Origin of the sequence: Chelativorans sp. J32 (assembly GCF_000518985.1) — a bacterium.
In the GTDB taxonomy this organism is placed as follows: Bacteria; Pseudomonadota; Alphaproteobacteria; order Rhizobiales; family Rhizobiaceae; genus Chelativorans.
In genome coordinates, this window is sequence record NZ_JAEQ01000001.1 from 342,590 (window position 1) to 363,751 (window position 21,162).

The 21,162-nt window shown below is 62.2% G+C and carries 15 protein-coding genes; 5 read left to right on the forward strand and 10 right to left on the reverse strand.

Annotated elements, in window-relative coordinates:
• Positions 1-33 precede the first annotated feature (33 nt).
• From CHEJ32_RS0101725 to CHEJ32_RS0101755, 7 genes are all read right to left on the reverse strand, one after another.
• Entirely contained in the window at positions 34-678 is a 645-nt protein-coding gene (locus CHEJ32_RS0101725) for a helix-turn-helix transcriptional regulator (protein WP_028032293.1), read from the reverse strand.
• A 98-nt stretch (positions 679-776) separates the two neighbouring features.
• Positions 777-1,394: a 2-hydroxychromene-2-carboxylate isomerase gene (locus CHEJ32_RS0101730; protein ID WP_028032294.1), complete on the reverse strand. Its 618-nt coding sequence runs from the start codon at positions 1,392-1,394 to the stop codon at positions 777-779.
• A gap of 65 nt (positions 1,395-1,459) precedes the next feature.
• Entirely contained in the window at positions 1,460-2,005 is a 546-nt protein-coding gene (locus CHEJ32_RS0101735) for a thioesterase family protein (protein ID WP_028032295.1), read from the reverse strand.
• A 63-nt stretch (positions 2,006-2,068) separates the two neighbouring features.
• Positions 2,069-4,291 (reverse strand): 3-hydroxyacyl-CoA dehydrogenase NAD-binding domain-containing protein, encoded by a 2,223-nt coding sequence (locus tag CHEJ32_RS0101740; protein ID WP_028032296.1) that lies wholly within the window; start codon positions 4,289-4,291, stop codon positions 2,069-2,071.
• A 19-nt stretch (positions 4,292-4,310) separates the two neighbouring features.
• A complete protein-coding gene (locus tag CHEJ32_RS0101745) occupies positions 4,311-5,519 on the reverse strand; it encodes an acetyl-CoA C-acetyltransferase (protein WP_028032297.1) in 1,209 nt (402 codons plus the stop codon).
• Between the two features lie 37 nt (positions 5,520-5,556).
• Positions 5,557-7,353: an acyl-CoA dehydrogenase C-terminal domain-containing protein gene (locus CHEJ32_RS0101750; protein WP_028032298.1), complete on the reverse strand. Its 1,797-nt coding sequence runs from the start codon at positions 7,351-7,353 to the stop codon at positions 5,557-5,559.
• A gap of 185 nt (positions 7,354-7,538) precedes the next feature.
• On the reverse strand, positions 7,539-7,976 hold the full coding sequence (locus tag CHEJ32_RS0101755) for a MerR family DNA-binding transcriptional regulator (protein ID WP_028032299.1): 438 nt from the start codon (positions 7,974-7,976) through the stop codon (positions 7,539-7,541).
• 372 nt (positions 7,977-8,348) lie between these two features.
• Between CHEJ32_RS0101755 and CHEJ32_RS0101760 the strand changes: the two genes are divergently transcribed.
• The 3 genes from CHEJ32_RS0101760 to CHEJ32_RS0101770 all read left to right on the forward strand — a co-directional run bounded on the left by CHEJ32_RS0101760 (position 8,349) and on the right by CHEJ32_RS0101770 (position 13,985).
• Positions 8,349-12,080 (forward strand): peptidoglycan-binding protein, encoded by a 3,732-nt coding sequence (locus tag CHEJ32_RS0101760; RefSeq protein WP_028032300.1) that lies wholly within the window; start codon positions 8,349-8,351, stop codon positions 12,078-12,080.
• A gap of 202 nt (positions 12,081-12,282) precedes the next feature.
• On the forward strand, positions 12,283-13,197 hold the full coding sequence (locus CHEJ32_RS0101765; protein WP_028032301.1) for a sulfite exporter TauE/SafE family protein: 915 nt from the start codon (positions 12,283-12,285) through the stop codon (positions 13,195-13,197).
• Positions 13,197-13,985: a TIGR02186 family protein gene (locus tag CHEJ32_RS0101770; RefSeq protein ID WP_028032302.1), complete on the forward strand. Its 789-nt coding sequence runs from the start codon at positions 13,197-13,199 to the stop codon at positions 13,983-13,985. The genes CHEJ32_RS0101765 and CHEJ32_RS0101770 overlap by 1 nt, the downstream gene beginning before the upstream one ends.
• A gap of 7 nt (positions 13,986-13,992) precedes the next feature.
• Here CHEJ32_RS0101770 and pdeM read toward each other — a convergent pair whose 3' ends face one another.
• From pdeM to CHEJ32_RS0101785, 3 genes are all read right to left on the reverse strand, one after another.
• The gene (pdeM, locus tag CHEJ32_RS0101775) at positions 13,993-14,694 is read right to left on the reverse strand and encodes a ligase-associated DNA damage response endonuclease PdeM (RefSeq protein WP_028032303.1); all 702 of its coding nucleotides are present in this window, start codon (positions 14,692-14,694) and stop codon (positions 13,993-13,995) included.
• The gene (locus CHEJ32_RS0101780; RefSeq protein WP_028032304.1) at positions 14,691-17,210 is read right to left on the reverse strand and encodes a ligase-associated DNA damage response DEXH box helicase; all 2,520 of its coding nucleotides are present in this window, start codon (positions 17,208-17,210) and stop codon (positions 14,691-14,693) included. The genes pdeM and CHEJ32_RS0101780 overlap by 4 nt, the downstream gene beginning before the upstream one ends.
• Positions 17,211-17,474: 264 nt before the next feature.
• Positions 17,475-18,449 (reverse strand): class I SAM-dependent methyltransferase, encoded by a 975-nt coding sequence (locus CHEJ32_RS0101785; protein WP_028032305.1) that lies wholly within the window; start codon positions 18,447-18,449, stop codon positions 17,475-17,477.
• A 95-nt stretch (positions 18,450-18,544) separates the two neighbouring features.
• Between CHEJ32_RS0101785 and CHEJ32_RS0101790 the strand changes: the two genes are divergently transcribed.
• Positions 18,545-19,552: a ligase-associated DNA damage response exonuclease gene (locus tag CHEJ32_RS0101790; protein WP_034657759.1), complete on the forward strand. Its 1,008-nt coding sequence runs from the start codon at positions 18,545-18,547 to the stop codon at positions 19,550-19,552.
• Positions 19,552-21,156, forward strand: a complete 1,605-nt coding sequence (locus CHEJ32_RS0101795) for a cisplatin damage response ATP-dependent DNA ligase (protein ID WP_028032307.1) — start codon at positions 19,552-19,554, stop codon at positions 21,154-21,156. Before CHEJ32_RS0101790 ends, CHEJ32_RS0101795 begins: the two co-directional genes overlap by 1 nt.
• The last annotated feature ends 6 nt before the right edge of the window (positions 21,157-21,162 follow it).

Genomic DNA, 21,162 nt, shown 5'->3' on the forward strand with positions numbered 1-21,162 from the left:
TCTGCCCTCCCTCGAAGGGGGGAGGGCATTTGCCTACTGGCTCGCCCAGACGATGCGGGCGATCCAGTCCACTTCTTCATTGTCCAGCACGCGGTTCGGGTGATCCGGATTGAGCGACAGGAGCTCGATCTGCCGGGACGACTGCCGCAGCAGGATCTTCGCCATCACCTCGCCCTCCTGCGTCCTGACCACCACACGGTCGCCCCGCCTTACCGGAGCGGATGGCTCCACCACCAAGAGATCGCCGTTGCGGTAAAGCGGCAGCATTGAATCACCCTGCACCTCCAGTGCATAGGCAGCTTCGCTCACCTGGCCGGGGAGTTCCACCTCCTCCCATCCTTGGCCCACGGGAAAACCGGCATCGGTGAAATATCCGCCAGCTCCCGCCTGGGCAAAACCGATCAGCGGCACGCTGATACGGCCATTCCTGCGCCGCGCCGGCTCCGCCATTCCTTCGATCAGGGCCGTGAATTCGCCAAGCGAAACGCCGGTCGCATCCATGATCTTGGCGAGCGATTCCGTCGAGGGCCAACGCGGCCTGCCATCAGGAGAGTAACGCTTGGACCGATTGAAGGCGGTGGAATCGAGCCCTGCTTTCCTGGCAAGACCTGAGGCGGACAACGAATGGCGCGCAGCAAGCGCGTCAATAGCCGCCCAGACCTTCTCGTGGGAAAGCACGCCCCTCTTCCTCCGCAGTCTGTCGTTTCCAAGGCTGGAAAAACCCTCGGACCCGCTGTTCTAACCCTTGCGGAATGGCTTGTCCATAAACGCTTGGCTCACGCAGTGAAAGCTTTGCGACCGCTCGCCAGGGCCTGATCGAGATATTCAAGCCTGTCCTGGCCCCAAAATGGCTCTCCGTTCAGCACCCAGGCGGGCAGCCCCACCACATCGGCCGCGATTGCATCTTGAGTGTTCCGTGCGCGGATTTCCGCAGTCTCCGGCTTGCCAGCGGCGTCCAGGACGGCGTCGGCATCCAAGCCCTCCGCCTTCAGATGGAAGGCGAGCGTTCCGGCATCGGCGATGTCCTCCTGATTGGCCCAGACGGAGGCCAGCACCCGATCCATATAGCTCAGGGGATCGTGCCCGGCCTCGATCACGGCGATGATGGTGTGATCGGCAAGGGTCGGGTCCACCGGCCAGAATTTGGGCACTACGTGGATAGGCATTCCGCGATAGTCCGCCACCCGCTGCAGTTCTATCTTGCGGTAGCGCTGCCGCACCGCTGGCCGCTGTGCAACGGGCAGGGCACCCGAACTCTCGAAAACGGGCCCGATATTTACCGGCTTTACGCGAACGGACACGCCATGTTTATGCGCGATCGCGCGAAAGGTCTGATGCCCGAGATAGGTGTAGGGCGAAACGGACGTCATATAATAGTCGATGATGGTGGGCATGAGGTCTCCAGGTCGGCTTGACTGCTGGCTGGAAAGTAGAGGGGCGACGTGCAGCGGGAAAGGGCCTAGTTCAAGCTTTTTGCCAGCGCCCGCAGGCCCTGATGCGAGGCCATGAAGGCCTTCTCTTCCGCGGTCGGTGGACGTGGCGGCTGGTCATGGCCGATCGCGGCCATGGCCTCGGAGATTTCCACGAAGCGCCGGTTTCGGCGATCATAGATGCCGCCGGTGGTGAGGATGATCGCCCCCGTGCGGCCATCGGCCAGCACGAAGCGATGGCGGCCGATGATCTGCGTGCCGCCCCAAGTCTCGACGGTGGAGACCAGTTCGAAGCGCTGCCACGGGCGGATCTCCCGCACATAGCTCACCTGCAGGCCCCCGAGCATCGGCCCCCAACCACGCTTGCGGGCTGCAGCCATGAGCCCGCTGCGGAAGAAAATGTCCATCCGTCCGAGATCGGCCAGCATCATGTAGCGCGCATTGTTGAGATGGAAATTCATGTCGATGTCGGAGGGCAGGCAGCGGAGCGGGATCCTGCTTTCATCGCCCATCCTGAAGCGTCCCCGGCGGCGGCCCGTCAGCGCCACGCGGAGGAGTCTGAACCAGACATACATGTGTTTCTCTTCGCCTTTCCATGAATAGGCGCCGGCTCTCCGCGACTGAAGAGCCGGTTCCCGTCAGGCGGCCTTCTTCATGTCGCCAGCGGTTGCAGATGCAAAGCGGGCGTAGAATGTCTCGCCCTTGTCGCCCATATCGACAAGAAGCTTCGGCGGCTTGAACTGTTTGCCATACTTCTTCTGCAGGCGCTGCGCATGCTTGACGAATTCGGCGGCGCCGATGCCGTCGATGAAGGACAGGACGCCGCCGGTATAAGGCGCGAAGCCGAAGGCGAGTATGGAGCCGACATCCGCTTCCCGCGGGTCGGTGACGATCCCTTCCTCCATCACGCGTGCGGCCTCCAGCGCGATCACATAGAGGAACCGGGCCTTCAACTCCTCCACATCGATCTTGTCCGGATCCTGTTGACGGTAGAGATCCTTGAGTCCCGGCCAGAGGAACTTCTTCGCCGGCTTCTGCGGGTATTCGTAAAATCCCTTGCCGTTCTTGCGCCCGCGCCTTCCATGCTTGTCGACCATGGTGTCGATCAGCTCCATATGGCGCGGATCGACTGCATTCTCGCCCAAATCGCGGATCGTCTGCTTCATGATCTTCTGGGCGAGGTCGATCGCCGTCTCGTCGGTGAGCGCGAGCGGCCCCACGGGCATGCCGGCCATTTTAGCGGCGTTCTCGATCATCGGCGCGGGCACGCCCTCGATCAGCATGGAATAGGCTTCCTGCATGTAGCGCAGCACACAGCGGTTCACATAGAAGCCGCGCGTGTCGTTCACGACGATCGGCGTCTTCTTGATCGCACGGACATAATCGATCGCGACCGCCAAAGCCTTTTCGCTCGTCTTCTTGCCGAGGATGATCTCCACGAGCATCATCTTGTCGACCGGTGAGAAGAAGTGGATGCCGATGAAATTTTTCGGCCGGGCCGAATTCTTTGAGAGGCTGGTGATCGGGATCGTCGAGGTATTGGAGGCGAAGATGGCAGAGGATTTGAGAACGGCTTCCGCTTTTTCCGTTGCCTCCTTCTTCACATTGGAATCCTCGAATACCGCCTCGATCACGAGATCGGCGCCTTCAAGCGCGGCATAATCCGGCGTCGCCGTGATGAGGGAGAGGAGTTTCTCCTTCTCTTCCGCCGTGGCGCGCCCCTTCTTAATGAGGCCATCCATCAGGTCGGCCGAATGAGCCTTGCCCTTGTCGGCGGATTCCTGATCGCGGTCGATCAGCACCACCGGGATGCCCGCCTTTGCCGTGACATACGCGATGCCGGCGCCCATGAAACCCGCGCCGAGAACCCCGATCTTGCGGAACTTCTTGGCCGGGACTTCTTTCGGCCTGCGCGCGCCCTTGTTGAGTTCCTGCAACGAGACGAAAAGCGAGCGGATCATGGCCGCCGCTTCTTTGCTCCGCATGATTTCGGTGAAATAGCGCTGTTCGATGCGGAGACCCGTATCGAAGGGTACCAGAAGCCCTTCATAGACGCATTTCAATATGGCGGTGGCGCCGGGATAATTGCCATAGGTTTCGCGGCGCAGGATGGCGATCGCGGGCGGCCAGAGATTGGCACCTGCGGCCGAGTAGACCGGCCCGCCAGGGAGTTTGAACCCCTTCTCGTCCCAAGGTTGCACCGGTTTCAACCCGTCCTTGATCATCTTCTTCGCCGTATCGACGAGCTTCGACCGGGGAGCGATCTCGTGCACCAGGCCCATCGCTTTCGCCCGCGTGGGCGAAAGGTTCTGGCCGGATGTGAGCATCTGCAGGGCTTCCTGCGTGTTGGCGAGCCGCGGCACGCGCTGGGTGCCTCCGGCGCCCGGGAAGATCCCGATCTTGACCTCGGGCAGGGCGAGCTTCACCGTCTCATCATCCGCCGCAACGCGGCCGTGGCAGGCAAGCGAAAGCTCGAAGGCGCCGCCCATGCAGGTGCCGTTGATAGCGGAGACCCAGGGCTTGCCGCAGGTCTCCAACTTGCGCCAAAGCCAGCTCATGCGGCCGGCATTGTCGAAGAGTTCCCGCATCGCCTTTTCGGGATTCTTCGTCTTCTCCTTGTGGAACTGGCCTAACACCTTTTGCAGCATCGTCAGATCAGCGCCGCCCGAAAAGCTATCCTTTCCGGAGGTGAAGACCGCGCCCTTAATCGTGGCGTCGCCGGCGACCTGATCGATGATCCTGTCCAACTCGTCCATCACCTCCTCGGTGAAGACATTCATGGAGCGGTCGGGCATGTCCCAGGTGACGAGCGCGATGCCGTCGGCATCGGTCTCGACGGTGAAGTTCTTGTAGTCGGCCATGATGCTCTTTCCCCTCCCTCTAGACGCGCTCGATGATGGTGGCCGTGCCCATGCCGGCGCCGATGCAGAGCGTGACCAATGCGGTGTTCAGGTCCCGCCGCTCCAGCTCGTCTAGCACCGTGCCGAAGATCATGGCCCCCGTGGCACCCAAGGGATGGCCCATGGCGATCGCGCCGCCATTCACATTGATCTTCTCGCGGTCGATGTCGAAGGCCTGGATGTAACGAAGCACGACCGAGGCGAAGGCCTCGTTGAGTTCGAAAAGGTCGATGTCGGAGAGCTTCATCTTGGCCTTCTTCAAAAGCTTCTCCGTCACATCCACCGGACCCGTGAGCATGAGGGCAGGTTCGGAGCCGATATTGGTGAAGGCGCGAATCTTCGCCCGGGGCTTCAAGCCCATTGATTTGCCGGCACTTTTGGAGCCGAGCAACACCGCCGCTGCACCATCCACGATCCCCGAGGAGTTGCCGGCATGATGAACGTGGTTGACGCTCTCAAGCTCGGGATGGCGCTGCACGGCCACCGCATCGAAACCGCCCATCTCGCCCGGCATGACGAAGGAGGGATTGAGGGAAGCCAGAGCCTGCATGTTCGTTTCCGGGCGCATATGCTCGTCGTGGTCGAGGATCGTGAGGCCGTTCTGGTCCTTGACCGGGATGACCGAGTTCTTGAAATAACCCTTGTCCCAGGCCTTCTTCGCCCGCTTCTGGCTCTCGACCGCATAGGCATCCACGTCATCGCGCGAAAAGCCGTATTTGGTGGCGATGAGATCGGCGGAAACGCCCTGCGGCATGAAATAGGCGGGCAGGCCGACGGACGGGTCCATGAACCAGGCGCCGCCCGACATGCCCATCCCGACCCGCGACATGGACTCCACACCGCCCGCGATCACGATCTCGTCGGAGCCGGCGGCGATTTTGGCGGCACCGAGATTTATGGCGTCAAGGCCGGAGGCGCAGAAGCGCGAGATCTGCATGCCCGGCGCCTTGTTGTCGTAGCCGGCTTCGAAGGCGGCCGAGCGCGGGATCACCGAGCCCGCTTCGCCAACCGGATCGACACATCCGAAGATGATGTCGTCGACAAGCCTCGTGTCGAGCGCGTTGCGATCGCGGACGGCTTCCAGCGTCTTTGCGGCTAGCCGGACCGCCGGCACCTCGTGCAGTGAACCGTCCTTCTTGCCGCGGCCGCGCGGCGTGCGCACGGCATCATAGACATATGCCTGAGCCATTTCCCGTCTCCCTTATCCTCGCCTGCTCGGGGCTACCCTAAAATGCCTCTGCCGGAATAGCCATCATCGTATCGGCGCCGGAACATATCCGTGCAAGATGTGCGGAGGTCTCGGGCATCGCTCGCTCCATGAAGAAGCGGCCGAGAAGCAGCTTCTGCTCAAGGAAACTTGCATCGCCGTCGGCGCCCGCCGCCAACTGGTCCCGCGCTGTCTTGACCATGCGGCCCCACATGAAGCCCAGCGCCACGAGACCGAAAAGGTGCATGTAGTCGTAGGAGGCGGCGCCGGCATTGTCCGGTTTCTGCACCGCGTTCTGCATGAGCCAGAGCGTGGCCGCCTGCAGGTCGTTCAGCCCCTTTTTGAGCGCCTTGGTATCGGGCGCCATCCTCTCGTCCGAACGGTGCTCCTCGCAGAAGTCGCCGACCGTCTTGAAGAAGGTCTGCACCGCACGCCCCCCGTCCTGGGCGAGCTTGCGGCCTACAAGATCGAGTGCCTGGATGCCGTTGGCGCCTTCATAAATCATGGCGATGCGGGCATCGCGCACGAACTGGCTCATACCGTTTTCTTCGATATAGCCGTGCCCGCCGAAGACCTGTTGCGCCATCACCGCATGCTCGAAACCCTTGTCGGTAAGGACGCCCTTCAGCACGGGCGTCATGAGGGCAAGGTGGTCTTCGGCCATCTGCCGCGCCTTTTCGTCCTCGCTGCGGTGCGCGATATCCGATTGCAGCGCGGTCCAGAGAAGGAGCGCTCGGCCGGCTTCGTTGAAGGCTCGGATCGTGGCCAGGTTGCGGCGGATATCCGGGTGCACGATGATTGGGTCAGCTTGCCTGTCCGGTACCTTGGCGCCGGAAAGCGAGCGTCCCTGCAGGCGGTCGCGAGCATAATCGGCAGCATTCTGGTAGGCCGCTTCGGCCACGGCGAGGCCTTGAAGAGCAACACCAAGGCGCGCCTCGTTCATCATCGTGAACATCGCCTTCAGCCCGCCATTCTCCGCGCCAAGCAGGTAGCCTTGCGCCTCGTCATAGTTCATGACGCAGGTGGCGTTGCCGTGAATGCCCATCTTTTCTTCGATCGAGCCGCAGGAGACGCCGTTGGGACCGGCAGGATTGCCGGTCTGATCGAGCTGCAGCTTCGGCACGATGAAGAGCGAGATGCCTTTCGTCCCCTCAGGCGCCCCTTCGATGCGGGCCAGCACGAGGTGGACGATATTCTCCGCCATGTCGTGCTCGCCCGCGGAGATGAAAATCTTCTGGCCGGAGATTTTATAGCTGCCGTCGCCGTTCGGCACGGCCTTGGTGCGCAGAAGACCCAGATCCGTGCCGCAATGGGGCTCGGTCAGGTTCATGGTGCCGGTCCAGGTTCCTTCCACCAGCTTCGGCAGATAGGTCTGCTTCTGCTCGTCGGAGCCGTGGGCAAGGATTGCCGCGATCGCGCCTTGCGTAAGGCCCGGATACATCATCAGCGCCATATTGGCAGAGGAGAGATATTCGCCGACAGCGGTGTGAACCAGATAGGGCAGGCCCTGGCCGCCATATTCGGCGGGCGCGGAGAGACCCATCCAGCCGCCCTGGCAATATTGGCGGTATCCGTCCTTGAAACCCTTTGGCGTTGAGACAGTGCCATCCTCATGCCGCGTGCAGCCTTCCATGTCGCCCGTACGGTTCAGGGGCTGCATGATATTCTCGGCCAGTCTGGCACCTTCCTCCAGGATCGCGTCGAGCACGTCGGGCGAGAGCTCGCCGTAACCGGCGATATTGCCGAAGCGCTGATAGTTCAGCACATCGCGAATGATGAACGCGGTCTCCCGTACTGGCGCCCGGTAAGTGCTCATGAAGTGCTCCCTGGATCTCGCACGACGAACGGCATGATAGGTAGCAATTATTGACGTTTGCGTAAACGTCAAGGTCACGTGCGAAGATTGGTCAAGGGGCGGCTGAGCAGTGCGGGGCTGCGGGGATTGCGAGGGTTTGCCTCGCAATCCTATGTTGTCATTTCGGGAGTCGGACCGCGTCGATTTTAGGCCGCACGGGAGATCCGGTCGCGGACGTCGCGGATCATCGCCGAGAGTTCGCGCGCGGCTTCTTCGGTTTCGCGATGCCGCTGCTCCAGCCATTCCATTTGCTTTCTCGCTACGTCCAGGAACACCCGCAGCTGCTGCGCGGTGGCCCGCTCGGAGCCGTAGACGTCCAGGATCTGTTTCATGTCGCGCAAGGTGAAGCCGATCTTCCTTCCGCGCAGGATAAGCTTGAGCCTTTCCCGGTCACGGTCGCTATAGAGTCGCGTCAGGCCTTTTCTCTTAGGATGCAAAAGCCCTTTGTCCTCGTAGAACCGAAGCGCGCGGAGCGTCACGTCGAATTCTCGCGCCAGTTCGCCGATGCGGATATGGGGAGCCTGCTTCTGGGCAGGTTTGTGTACGGGTGCGCTATTGGCTCGTCCTGCAATATCTGGTTCCATGACTTGTTCCCTTTCGGGTTAATGGCCTTGTGCCGCGATTCGCGGTGGGGATAATTCCCGGGCCGACGCTAAAAATACGGGCGACGAAACTGCCCATAGGGACAGTCTTCATTTATCGCCGCATTAATTCAAGGCTTTAGACAGGCCCCCATCGCTCACATTCCGGTGTATGGGAGCAAAAATTAACTTCTTGTTTACCATGATTGGTGAAAGTCTGCGCATCGGACTGCCAGTGTGCTTCGCGTCGATTCACGGTGTTCCGATCGCGGGGGAATTGTCTCCAGGATGTCTGCCCGCTCGCGGTGCAGTCCAAGTACCCTGCGTGGCGTTCCAACTGCGGCGACCGTCAGCCGCGCAAAAGCGGACAACTCGATGAAAACGAAGCGGTCGTACCTGGAGAATGTCAATGCCGGGCGGCAGCGCCGGCCCGGGCCCGTGCCCCAAAGTGCCAGCCAGAATATCAGCAGAACCCTGAGCCAGCTGGAAGGCAGGCTGGGGCGTGCGCTGGATGGGGGCACGCGTGACGGCTACACCGAAAGCGATATTGCCCAACGGTTGGAGCGGCTCTCCGACCGTTTCGGCATGCTCCGCCGAGCTGACGAGCAACAACCATCCGGCCACACCGATTCGCCACGCGCCAATTTGGAGCGCATCGCCCGGGAGATCGAAAAGACCCGCCGGCAGGAAGATGAACTCGCCTCGATCGGCGGCATTGCCACGGAATTGAAGGCGCTTAGAGAGGAAATGCACGGTACCTTGAATTCAGATCTGCGTCGCGAATTGAGCGCATTGCGGCAAGAGATGGAACGGGTTGCCGCCGTTGCACCGCGTTCTTCACTGCCGCGCGAGCTGAGCGGGGAACTCGAGCGCCTGTCGAGCGCAATGGAGCGGGTGGCGGAGCGGAGCGACGATAAGGGCGCGAAGCTCATGCGTCTCGAACTCGAGCAGGTGAGATCGGCTCTTTCCAATGTGGCACGCGAGGACACTGTCCGCTCGCTCGAGGGCCGCATGCACGGAGCAGATCCCGTGCTAGACAGGCTTGGTGCCCGCCTAGAGGAAATCAGCGCCGCAATCAATTCCCTCCCGGACTCACTCTCGCTTCGCTCACTGGAGCAGGGTGTCCATATGCTGGCCATCGCCCTCGACAGGTTCATAGAGCAGTCCGACAAGAACGGCCCCGATCTCTATGCGCTGATAGAAGAGCGGTTGGACGAGATTTCGCGCGCGATCACCGCGTCGGCCGCAATCGCCCATTCACCGACTTTCGACGCTGGCCAGTTGCAGCGTATCGAGGCGCGCATCTCCGCTTTGGCGTCACAATTGGAGGAACTCGTGCAGAACCGCTCTGAAGGCGTCATCGCCGAGCGGCTCGGCGCGCTTTCAGAGCGAGTGGACGAGATTGCTCGCCGGATCAATGTGCCCGAGCAGGCAATGGATCGCGTGACCGGGCTGATGGCCCAAATCAGCGAGAAGCTCGATGCTACCCCGCCACAGCGTCAGGCGGACCGGCTCTTTCGCGGCCTGGAAGATCGTTTCTCGCACCTTTCCGAATTGATCGCCCGCCGGGCGCATGAGGCCATTCAGCAGGGCCATGTGCTTTTTCAGGATCTGGAGCGACGTCTCGAGGAGATGGCCGATCGCCTCGAGCAGGGCGCCAGCACCATCGACACGGAAAACGGACTGATCGCAGCCCTTGATGATCGTTTCGCAGAGCTTGCGGCTCATTTGGACAATTCGCGCCACAATGCATCGGGAGACAACAAGCTGCATTCTTTGGAGGCTCGCCTCGACGATATTTCCGGGCGTCTTCAGAACTCGGCCGCCGGAGGTTCGGTTGATCCCGAGGTGATCAGGAACCTGGAAAAACAGGTTGCCAGCCTCGCGGCGCATCTCAACCAGCCCGGCCGTGACCTGCCAGTGCTCAAGGATCTGCGCCCGCGCCTGGACAAGATCGAACGGTCGATTGAGGAAAACCGTGCTGCCGTGATGGAAGCAGCGCGCCTTGCCGCCGAGGAGGTTGCGCAGCGTCTGACGGTTGCACGGTCGCAAGACGATAGGCTCGAGGCGGAGCTCGAGAAGCTGCAAACGCTCACCAAGAAGTCGGATGAGCGCAACACGAAAACGTTCGAGGCCATACACGACACGCTTCTCAAGATCGTCAATCGCCTAAGCTCGCTGGAGGCCGGGACCGAGAAAACCGATGCCGAGGGCCTGCCTCCGCTCGATTCCGCGATACGCCTGCTCAATGAGCGGGTCCCGCCACCACAAGCGGCGCCTGCATCCAAGCGTGCAGCCGTGGAAGCCGCTTCGGCTGCCGCGGCGGCGCTTGAGAATGGTGAGATGTCGGATGACGATGGTCAGGAGCCCCGCAAGCTGCTCGCCGGTCTTACCCGCGCATTCTCGGCAAGGCGTGAGGAGAACGAAGCTCACCGCGAGGAGCCCGTCCTTACCGATGAAGCGCTCGAGCTCGACCTGGAACAGCTGGACGAGCCGCTCGAGCCAGGTTCCGGGAAGCCCGACATCAATGCAATCATGCGCCGGGTGCGCGAGCAATACGAAGCGCGCGAGCGGCCCGCTGAAGAGGTCACGAAGGCAGACTTCATCGCCGCGGCGCGAAGGGCTGCGCAAGCCGCCGCCGCCGAGGCTGAGGCCACCGGTAAGGGAAGGAAAAACCCGCGCAAAGAGGGCCGCAAAAGCAGCGCCACCAAGGTGCTTAGCCGGCACAAGAAGGAACTTCTGCTGACGATGGGAGCCGCAGTTCTCATCGCCGGTGGCCTTTATTTCGGCGGAACGGTCATCCACACGGATGTGGCGAGCGTACCGACAAAGCAGAGCACGCCGTCGCAGACCGAGCCGGAGACCCAATCGGCCGCGCTCGACATCGACCCGATGAAGGTTCAGACCACCCCACCGGCCACCAAACCGGAGGCTCCTCAAGCGGCAAACCTGGCACCGGAAAGCCCGGCCGCGCAACCCGCCGGGTCATCGGTTGCGGAAACGGACGCCGTCCAGACCGAGGAACCCGCACCTGCGCCGCAGGCGGCCATGGAGCACCAGCACGAGATTGCTCAACCGAGCTCCGAACCGAACCCGCATGAAGCGGATGGTGTTGCCAGACTGATCTCCGAGCAACCGGTATTGCCGCAAGAGCAGATGCTTCCTTTCGCCTCTTCGCAGCGTCTGCAAGACTCCACGCCGACGACGGTTTCCGAGCCGATCGTATCGCCCCAAGCCCGGAACCTGGATATTCCGGCAGAAATTCAGCCGGCTGCACTGCGCGATGCGGCGGCGAGCGGCAAGCCCGAAGCATTCTATGAGATCGCCAGCCGCTATGCCGAAGGGCGTGGCGTGCCCGTCAATATGGGCGAGGCCGCAAAGTGGTACGAATACGCTGCGGAAATGGGATTGGCGCCGGCACAGTATCGCATCGGAAACCTCTATGAGAAGGGCATGGGGGTGGAACGCGATCTCACCAAAGCGAAGACGTGGTATCAGCTCGCTGCGGACCAGGGAAACGCGAACGCCATGCATAATCTGGGCGTGCTCTTTGCCATGGGCGTGGATGGAACGGCCGACAATGCGTCCGCGGCCCGCTGGTTCCAGGAAGCGGCCGACCTGGGTGTCACCGACAGCCAGTTCAACCTTGGCATCCTTGCCGCGAAGGGCGTAGGCATCCCCTTGGACCTGGTCGAGGCTTACAAGTGGTTCGACATCGTTGCCCGCACGGGTGACTCGGATGCGGCTGCCAAGCGCGACGAGATTGCCAAGACCATGTCGGACGCGGACCTGTCGCAGGCACAGGGCAAGGCGAAGCTCTGGACAAGTCGGGAAGGAAATCCCATGGCCAATGTGGTCTCCATTCCCTCGGAGTGGACACCGGCTCAGGAGATCACCGCGACTGTCGACATGAAGAAGGCGATCTCGAATGTCCAACTCATCCTCACCAAGATCGGTTTCGATCCCGGTCCTGCCGATGGCATGATGGGAGAAAAGACACGCACGGCCATTCGCGCCTTCCAGCGGCAGAACGGTCTGGCTGAAACGGGCGAGATAGATGAGCCTTTGGTGAGGGCCCTGCTGGACCAGAACAATTCGGGAGCCTGAACCAGGGGTCGCTGAGGTCAATCTCATGGTAACCATCCGGCGGCTTTGTCTCGTATGTCCGCCGGATTCCCGCGACTTTTCAAGGTTTTCTGATCTGCGTGTTTGACTTCGCCCTATTGTCGGCGCAAGAACGAAATAGTCGATTGGTCAAAGCGCGGCGGTCCTGCTGCGTGCTGTTTATTTAGCTCTATTGGTGTCGCGGGTGGGCATCTATCTCCCGATCGCGGAAATGTCGGTCAATATGGTGGTGCTCCTCGCCATGGGCGCCGCCGTGGGATTCCTCTCCGGCATGTTCGGCGTCGGTGGAGGCTTCCTCATCACGCCGCTGCTGATCTTTTACAATGTGCCCCCGGCAATCGCCGTTGCCACCGGCGCCAATCAGGTGATCGCCTCTTCCTTTTCCGGTGCGCTTGCGCATTTCAAGCGCGGAACCCTGGATGTGAAGCTGGGCCTCGTTCTCCTGGCGGGAGGCCTCGTCGGATCCAGTATCGGCATCTATGTCTTTGCCTATCTGCGCAGCCTCGGCCAACTCGATCTCATGGTCTCGCTGCTCTATGTGGTCCTGCTTGGCTCGATTGGCGGTCTGATGCTGGTGGAAAGCGTTCGCGCCATCCAGCGGTCGCGGGGAGGGCAAGCACCGCTTCGCCGTTCAGGGCAGCACAACTGGATTCACAAACTGCCGCTCAAGGTGCGCTTTCGTGCTTCGAAGCTCTTTGTGAGCATCATCCCCGTGCTGGGCATCGGCGCCGCCATCGGGTTTCTCGCCTCGGTCATGGGTGTGGGCGGCGGCTTCATCATGGTGCCGGCGCTGATTTATCTCCTGAAGGTGCCCACGAATGTCGTGGTCGGCACTTCATTGTTCCAGATCATCTTCGTCGCCGCATACACGACCATCGTGCACTCCACCGCCAATCAGACGGTGGATGTCGTTCTTGCATTCCTGCTCATGGTCGGCGGGGTCGCCGGAGCGCAATATGGAACCCGTGTCGGGCAGAAGCTCCGCGGCGAGCAGCTTCGCGCGCTGCTCGCCCTGCTGGTGCTCGCCGTGGCGCTCAGGCTTGCGTTCGATCTTTTCGTGCGGCCGGCCAGCCTCTATTCCCTGGCCGGAGGAGTCTGATGCTTGCTCCGCGCCTCGTCGTCCTGATGCTCGGTTTTCTGCTGGCCGGCCACGCTGCCGCCCAGCAGGAGGAGGCGCCGCCTGAGGGCATCCAGATCGGGCTCTCCACCGACAGCGTTGCGATCACGTCGGACTTCACCGGTACCAATCTCACGATCTTCGGTGCGCTCGACAACGCGGATCCCATGGTGAGCAGACAGGGGCGCTACGACGTGATCGTGGTTCTGGAGGGTCCGCCCCGCACGACGGTGGTTCGTAAGAAGACGCGCGTGCTCGGCATGTGGATCAACACCGAATCGGTGGAATTCAAGGATGTGCCTGCCTCCTATTCCGTCGCTCTGACGCGCCCGCCCCAGGACATCACCGACCCCGCCAGCTATAGCCGCTTGGCGCTCGGCGTCGACAATATCCATCTGCGGCCACTCGATTCCGGTGATGCTCCGATGACGGTCGAGGAATTTACGGCCGCGCTGCGCGAGCAAAAGGAAGCGGCAGGTCTTTATGCCGAGAATGTGGGCGGCGTGCAGTTCCTCTCGCGCACACTTTTCCGCGCCACGCTTTACCTGGCGCCGCATGTGCCGGTGGGCACCCACAAGGCCCGCGCCTTTCTCTTCCGGAATGGCGTGTTCCTTCGGGAAACATCCGCGCCGCTCACGATCCGCAAGGCCGGCGTCGAGCAGCGGATCTTTGAATTCGCGCAGCAGGAAAGCTTCCTTTACGGCGTCTTCGCCGTACTGCTCGCCATCCTGACCGGCTGGATCGGCAGGCTGGTCTTCAGGCGCGATTGAGAGGTAATCAGGCTCTGAGAAGCTCACCCGCGATCGGATAGACGCGGTCGCGTCCCAGCATATAGGCAGTCAGCATATCGCGGCTGAACAGGCCCGCGAACGCACGGTCGAGCACATTGAGCGTGCCGGTGAGGCTGCCGAAGGCGGGCATCACCATGCGTAGCCCATCGGAGGCGAAGCAGGCGCGGCGTACGGATCTCCCGCGCTGCACGATGCGTGCGCCCGGGTGGAGATGACCGGCGATCTCACCTGCGGCGCCCCGCGCCGGTTCGTGGCGGAAGACGAGGCTGCCCAAGGCCAGTTCGCTCACCCAATGACCGGGCAGGCTTTCGGGCGGCGCCGGGTCATGGTTTCCCGCTACCCAATACCAGTCGCGGCCCGACATCATGGAGAGGAGATGCTCGCGGAAGGACTCCGGCATGCGGCCGGAGCCGCCCGCATCGTGAAAGCTGTCGCCGAGGCTCACTACAATGGAAGGTTGCCAGCGCGCGACAACTGCAGCGAGGCGCTTGAGAGTGGCGATCGTGTCATAAGGCGGCAGAAAGCTGCCGCGGCGTGCATAGGAGGATCCTTTTTCCAGGTGAAGGTCCGAGACGACCAGAAGCCGGTCGGCGGGAAGGTAGAGCGCTCCGGAAGGGTCGCAGACCGCACGCTCTCCGGCAATGGCTATTTCCACCGCCTCCCACGCGATCCTCTGCGCAAGATTCATGCCCCCATGGCCTCCTCGATCAGGCTTTCCGCAGCCTCGCCCAACAATGATTCATTCGCACTGCCGGGCACCTGCTCCCTGCCGATCTCCAGCATTATGGGCACCGCCAGCGGCGAAATCCTCTCCAGGTCCTTATGCATGATTCGGCCGCGGATGCGCGACAGCATCTCGCCGAGACGGGCCACATCCAGAAGGCCGGTTGCCGCATCATGCCAGGTCGCCTGAAGCAGGATGTGATCGGGCTCATGGGTGCGCAATACGTCGTAAATGAGGTCGGCGGAAACGGTGACCTGCCGCCCTGTCTTCTCCTTTCCGGGGTGGTTCCGCTCCACGAGACCGGAAATGACCGCGCAGTTACGGAAAGTGCGCTTCAAAAGCCAGCTATCGGCAAGCCAGCTTTCAAGGTCTTCCCCCAGCATGTCCTCGTCGAACAGAGCGCCCAGCGAGAACTTCTGGCGGCGAATCATATGCCCCAAGTCCTCCAGCGCCCAGATGGCGAGAGCATAGTCGGTTGCCACGAACCCAAGCGGCCGTGCCCCGAAACGCTCCATTCTGCGCGTGAGGAGCATACCGAGGGTCTGGTGCGCGAGGCGGCCTTCGAAGGGATAGGCCACCATGTAAAAGCGATTGCCGCGCGGAAAGGTCTCGACCAGGAGGTCCTCCTTGCGCGGCAAAACCGATTTGTCCTGCTGGATCCTCAGCCAATCCGATACCTGGTTGGGCAGCGCCTTCCACCGGGACGGATCGGCCAGCATCGCCCGCACTTCGGCTGCTAGGTAGGTGGAAAGCGGGAATTTTCCGCCGGCGTAGGACGGCACCATCGCATCCTGCCCCGCGGCATTGGTGACAAAAGCTTCGTTCTCGCGGATGCCCTCGAAGCGAAGGACGCGGCCCGAGAAGATGAACGTGTCGCCGGGCGCGAGTGTCTCGAGGAAATATTCTTCCACCTGTCCGAGCAGCAAGCCGCCGCGCACATTCCCGCCGGCGCCCTGCTTGCGCGTGAGCCGCACATTGAGCATCGGCGCTTCAACGATCGTGCCGACATTGAGCCGATATTGCTGCGCCACATTGGGATGGGAGATGCGCCAGCGCCCATCCTTCATCCTTCGGATCTTGGCGTAGCGCTCATAGGTCTTCAGCGCATAGCCGCCCGTGGCTACGAATTCCACCACACGGGCGAAGGTGGCGCGGCCGAGCCCCGCATAAGGCGCGGCGCTCTTTACTTCTTCGTAGAACTCGTCCTCATCGAAGGGACCGGCACAGGCGCGGCCAAGCACATGCTGCGCCAGAACGTCGAGCGATCCTTCGCCCAAGGGTGGGGTGTCCTGCGCGCCGAGATAATTGGCTTCGAGCGCGGCGCGGCATTCCATCACCTCGAAGCGATTGGCCGGCACGAGGATCGCCTGGCTCGGCTCGTCCATGCGGTGGTTGGAGCGCCCGATGCGCTGTGCGAGCCGACTTGCGCCCTTCGGCGCTCCGACATGGACCACGAGGTCGACATCGCCCCAGTCAATGCCGAGGTCGAGCGTCGAGGTAGCGACGATGGCACGAAGGCTGTTCGTCTCCATCGCCTTCTCGACCTTGCGCCGCTGCGCCACGTCGAGCGAGCCGTGATGCAGGGCGATGGGCAGGTTATCCTCGTTGATGTGCCAGAGTTCGCGGAAGAGCATCTCCGCCTGGCTGCGCGTATTGACGAAAAGCAGCGTCGTCTTGTGCCGCTTGATCGCTTCGTAGACGGATGGAATGGCATAACGAGCCGAGTGCCCCGACCAGGGGACATGCGCCTCGGTATCAAGGATGGTGATCTCCGGCTTGGCACCGCCTGCGACAGTCACAATGTCGGCCATCATGTCCGGCGGATTCTGGTCCACGAGCCAGCGGCGCAACCCGTCCGGCTCCGCAACCGTTGCAGAGAGGCCGATGCTGATGGTACCGCGCGCCAGGCGCCTGAGCCGCGCCAGACCCAGCGCCAGCAAGTGCCCACGCTTGGAGGTGACAAGCGAGTGGAGTTCGTCCAGCACGATATATTTCAACCCGCTGAAGAACTTGTCCGCATCCGATGACGCGATGAGCAGGGCAAGCTGCTCGGGCGTTGTCAGCAGGATGTCCGGCGGCGCGTATTTCTGACGCTGGCGCCTGTGCGCCGGCGTGTCGCCGGTCCGGGTCTCGATGCGGATATCGAGCCCGATTTCCTCGACCGGCTTCATGAGGTTGCGCTGGATGTCGACTGCAAGCGCCTTGAGTGGAGAGATATAGAGCGTATGGATGCCGCGATGGGCTTCTCCCGGCTTCCGCATCGGCCGCACGGCAAGATCTGTGAGCGAGGGCAGGAAACCGGCAAGCGTCTTGCCCGCGCCCGTAGGCGCGATTAGGAGCACCGAGCGGCCCTCGCGCGTGCGGTTCAGAAGCTCCAGCTGATGCGGGCGCGGCGCCCATCCGCGCGCGGCAAACCATTCCCGGAAGGGCGCGGGAAGAAGGGCGGCGCGATCGCCGGCGATGAGATCCGTCTGTTCCAAGGAGCTAGAACTAATGCAGAACAGACCCGCGGCCAAGTGGGAAGAGGTGTTCCCGTTCGGTGGAATGATCTCAGGCCCGACAAGTCCGCTTGCAAGTGCAGGAAATCGTTTGCTCCCCCGCCGATAGGCCCGCAGCACGAGAATAGCGGGAAAATCGATGCCGGCGCTACCTCCTCCTTGGCGGGAGAGAAAGCGATTACAGCATCTCAGCTGGAGCGGAGCGAAAGCCGAGTGACAGGAATCGCGAGAGGAGCGGTCTTGAGCCTAATGCACCTCCGGCTGCTTGGCCGCCTCCTCGATCTCCACGACATCACCTGCCACCGCGGCGGCCCCCTTCCGGATAGCAACCACGATCAGGCCTTCCACCGGCTCCCCGCGATCCATTCGGATCGTGGCCTTCTCGAATGAGACGATGTCGAAGCCCGTAGCACCAAGCAGCATCCGCACATGCGCCGGTGAATGGGCATAACGGCGCGAGGGGCGCAGCACCATTTCTTCAGTCCCGTCATGGCTCTCCACCGAGAAGGCGAATACGGAGCCCGATCGAAGATTTGCCGCCACCAAATCAAAGATGGGGGCCAAGGCCCCCACATACATGAACACATCCGCGGCGGTGATGAGATCCGCCTCGCTTGGAAGTGAGGCCAGCTTGAGGAGGTCCTCGCGCGAAAGCCGGTCGTAGATGCGTTTGGCTTCGGCCTTCTTCAGCATCTCGCCCGAAATATCCATGCCTTCGAGAAAGCTTGCCGATGTCCTCAGCCGCTCGCCCATAAGGCCGGTTCCACAGCCTAGATCAACCACATGGGCAAACTGTTCGCGCCCCAGTCTCTTCAATGCGTTCCAGAGCAATTCCGGCACGCGATAGTCGAGCTTCTTCACCAGCGCTTCGTCGAACCTGCCGGCATACTGATCGAAAAGCGTTTCCACGAAAGCGCTGGGAGCTGCGTCAAGCCCAGGCAATGCACCATGGAGTTCGAGCTTCAACGTTGCCCCCAGCCGATCTTCCGGATCGAGCCTGAGCACGGTGCGCCATGCCTCGATTGCTGCGGCAAGCTCGCCGGCTGCCACCAGCATCTCGCCATGGCGGAAATGACCAGCTATCCATCCGGGTGCGAGCGCCAGGGCAGCGCGCATCACCTCGGCCGCCGCACTGTGGTCGCCGGCGGAAAAGAGCATTTCAGAATATTCGGCACGTCGATCGGCGAGCAGGTTGCCCGAGGAGAAGAAAAGCGGGTTCATTCGGAGGAGTTCCGGAGGAAGGCGAAATTTATGCTGAAGAAGCCGCGCGTTTGCAAGCACCTTCCGCTCGGTGGAAAAATGCCTATCTTCTGGCCATGAACCAGCAGCTTCTACGCTCCCGGCCGGACGGCCTCTGCTGTCCCGAAGGTGGCTTTTTCATCGATCCCGTGCGGCCGGTGGAACGCGCGCTGATCACGCACGGGCATTCCGACCATGCACGCGCAGGTCACGGCTCAGTGCTTGCGACGCGCGAGACTCTCGACATCATGGAACTGCGCTACGGGCCAGGCTTTACCGGCTCGACTCAGGAAGCGCGCTTCGGCGAGACGATCAATATCAACGGCGTGGAGGTGACCTTTCATCCCGCTGGCCATGTGCTCGGATCGGCGCAGGTTTGCGTGGAAGGCGGCGGCACGCGGATCGTGGCCTCGGGCGACTACAAGCGCAGCCGGGACCCCACTTGCGCGCCTTTCGAACCTATTTCCTGCGATATTTTCATCACTGAAGCCACATTCGCCCTGCCGGTCTTCACGCATCCGGAGGCATCGCACGAGATTGGACAGTTGCTGAAGTCGGTGAGGCAATTTCCCGAGCGGACACATATCGTGGGCGCCTACACGCTCGGGAAGGCGCAGCGCGTGATTGCGCTCCTGCGCGAGGCTGGCCACAATGAGCCGATCTACATACACGGCGCGCTCGCAAAGCTCTGCGATTATTACGAGAGCGCGGGCGTGCCGCTCGGCATCCTGGAGCCGGCGACGATGGAGGAGCGAGGGGCGGCACCTCCGGTCGGCTCGATCGTGGTCGCGCCGCCAGCCGCCATCGACGACCGCTGGTCGCGCCGCTTCGCCGACCCGCTCGCCTGCTTCGCTTCGGGTTGGATGCGCATCCGCCAGCGAGTGCGCCAGCGCGGGGTCGAACTTCCGCTTATCATCTCGGACCATGCCGACTGGGAGGAACTCACGCAGACGATCCGCGAAACGGGTGCCGGCGAGGTTTGGGTCACACATGGGCGTGAGGAAGCGCTCGTGCGCTGGTGCGAGCTGAATGGCATTGCAGCAAGGCCGCTGCACATTGCCGGCTATGAGGACGAGACGGAATAGTGGAACGTTTCGCCGAACTCCTCGACCGGCTGGTGCTGACCCCCTCCCGCAACGGCAAGCTGCGATTGCTCACGGACTATTTTGCCACCGTGCCCGACCCCGACCGCGGCTTTGGGCTGGCCGCGCTCACCGGCGGCATCGGCTTTCCGGCTGTAAAGCCAGCCATGTTGCGTGCGCTGGTGATGGAGCGCGTGGATCCGGTGCTCTTCGGCTATTCCTATGACTATGTGGGCGACCTCGCCGAAACGGTCTCCTTGATCTGGCCGGCGGGGGAAAATGAAGATGCGGAGGCACCGGCGCTTTCGGAAGTGGTGGAGCGGCTGGCACAGGCAAGCCGCTCCGATGCCCCTGCGGTGGTCGCGCGCCTGCTCGACCAGCTTTCCCCTTCCGGGCGTTTCGCGGCGATCAAGCTGGCGACAGGTGGCCTGCGCGTCGGCGTCTCGGCGCGGCTGACGAAGCAGGCGCTGGCCGATTTCGGTCAGGTGGATGTCCAGGAAATCGAGGAGCTCTGGCATGGGCTCTGGCCCCCCTATACCGAACTATTCGCGTGGCTGGAAAAGCGCGGGCCAAAACCGGAGAATGCCGCGAAGGCGCCGTTCAGGCCCGTGATGTTGGCGCACGCCGCCGAGGAAACGGATTTCGCGAACCTGAAGCCCGATGAATACGCGGCGGAATGGAAGTGGGACGGCATTCGTGTGCAGGCCGTAAGCGAGGGTGGGGTGCGCAAGCTCTATTCTCGCACGGGGGATGACATCTCCGGAGCCTTTCCGGATCTGGCCGAGGCGATGGACTTCGATGCCGCGCTCGACGGCGAGCTTCTGGTGGGGGATCCCCGGGAGCGTACCGGCACATTCTCCGACCTGCAGCAGCGGCTGAACCGCAAGACGGTCTCGCAGAAGATGCTGAGGGATTATCCGGTTTTCATGCGCTGCTACGACATCCTTGCGGTTGGCGCTGAGGATACCCGTCCGCTGCCTTATACGGAGCGGCGGGAACTTCTGAAGGACTTCCTTTCCACGCTTGCACCCGATCGCTTCGACCTTTCGCCGACCATCGATTTCGGCACTTGGAAGGAGCTGGACGGGAAGCGTTGCAACCCGCCGCATCCCATCATCGAAGGGGTGATGCTGAAAAGGAAGGATTCACCCTATCTGCCGGGGCGGCCGAAGGGGCCCTGGTTCAAATGGAAGCGCGATCCATTCACGGTCGATGCCGTGCTCATGTATGCCCAGCGCGGCCATGGCAAGCGTTCCAGTTTCTATTCCGATTATACGTTCGGGGTGTGGGCAGGACCCGAGGAGGAGCCGGCACTGGTGCCAGTCGGAAAAGCCTATTTCGGCTTCACGGACGAGGAATTGAAGCAGATCGACAAATATGTGCGCGACAACACCGTCGAGCGATTCGGCCCGGTGCGTGCGGTCCGGGCCGATCGCAACCACGGGCTCGTGCTCGAAGTGGCGTTCGAGGGCCTCGCCCGCTCGACGCGGCACAAATCAGGGATCGCCATGCGCTTTCCCCGCATTTCGCGCTTGCGCTGGGACAAGCCGGCACACGAGGCGGACCGGATCGAGACGCTCGAAGCACTGATTGCGAGCAGCAAATAAGGGACT